Source organism: Streptomyces sp. 8L, assembly GCF_020176795.1.
Classification (GTDB): Bacteria; Actinomycetota; Actinomycetes; order Streptomycetales; family Streptomycetaceae; genus Streptomyces.
In genome coordinates this window covers 1-1,259 of sequence record NZ_JAIUKE010000888.1, presented here as the reverse complement: position 1 = coordinate 1,259, position 1,259 = coordinate 1, and the positions used below count along the sequence as shown (strand labels likewise).

The following is a 1,259-nucleotide window of genomic DNA, read 5'->3' as shown; positions in this document are numbered from 1 at the left end:
TCGCTGCCCCCCTCGCTGCCCGGCACCCCCCGTCGGTCACGGGCGTACCGGGGACGCATCACAGCATCGCTGCCCCCGTGCTGTCGACCCCCGCACGGTGCTGCTGGTCCGATGCGCCCCCGGAGTCTGTCGCCCGGCCTGGACGAGACCCGGCCCGAGTCCGTTCGGTTCGGGCGTCTGCGGCCGTTGCGGCCCGCTCAGTTCGGGCCGTTGCCCGACTGGAAGGCGCCGACGATCGTCGCGGCCGCGCTCGACGGCTGCTTGCTGACCGCGCCGCCGGACCAGGCCACCTTGAGGGACGCCTTCTCGTCGGGCGGCGTGATCTCGACGGCCGCGGGGGTGACGGTGGCGCCGCCGACCATGTCGGGGTTCGGGAAGCGGAGCGTGGCCCAGGCACTGTGGCCCGAGGACAGCGACACGACCCGCTGTGCGCTGCCCTCGCGCTGCGGGTTCGTGGAGACCTGCTTGCCGGAGCCGTCGACGAAGGCGAGGCCGGGGAAGCCGTAGACCGTGCAGGTGTGGCCGGAGGTGTTGGTGAGCACCAGCGCGTAGTTCTCCTGTCCGGCGCCCGGGTCGTTCGAACCCACGGACGCCTTGAGGTCCGAGGTGTGGCAGCGGGCGGTGCCCGATCCCGCCGACGGAGCCTTGCTGGGGACCGCGGGCTGCTGCCCGCTCCCCGGCGACGTGCTCCGCCCCGAGGGCGCCTGGCTCCCCGACTGCTGCCCGCCGGACGACGCGGTGCCGCTGCCCGGCGACGTCGACGCCCCGCCCGTGTCTCCGCTCCCTGTCGAAGGGCTTCCGCCGTCGGTCGCGGGGCCCGCCGTGCCGCTCACGTTCTGCGGCGACGCCGGGTCACCGCTGCCGCAGCCCGCCAGGACCGCCCCGGAGGCGACCAGTGCCAGCGCGCCCACGGCCAGGCGTGTGCGCGGGGAACGGGTGCCCCGTACCGCGGCCGTGCCCCGCTGCCTCAGGTTCTTCGCCATGTGGTGCCACCCCGTCCGTCCATGCGTCGGTGTCTTCTCTGTGTACACCCTGTCCGATGCGGGCCCCCGAGGAAAAGTTCACGGCGATTTCCGCGGGAGCCCCTCGGGAGCCCGCACGAGGCCGTCCAGGTGCGGAGATGCGGCGTACGACGATGTACGACGACGCCGGCACATCGAGTGGGGGTGGATCGAGCGGCGGCGGGCGGCCATGCACGGCGGTGGCGGCGCATGACATGACAGTGCACGAGGGTGGCCGTGCGGGGGTGCGGCGGGGTG

At 74.3% G+C, this 1,259-nt stretch carries 1 protein-coding gene; it reads right to left on the bottom strand.

Going from position 1 to position 1,259, the window contains the following annotated elements; genetic code table 11:
- Positions 1-197: 197 nt before the first annotated feature.
- Positions 198-983: a DUF4232 domain-containing protein gene (locus LCE31_RS39690; protein ID WP_225023151.1), complete on the bottom strand. Its 786-nt coding sequence runs from the start codon at positions 981-983 to the stop codon at positions 198-200.
- Positions 984-1,259 lie beyond the last annotated feature (276 nt).

Coding starts and splice junctions, on each gene's coding strand:
- LCE31_RS39690 (WP_225023151.1), bottom strand. CDS start 983: ATGGCGAAGAACCTGAGGCAGCGGGGCACGGCCGCGGTACGGGGCACC.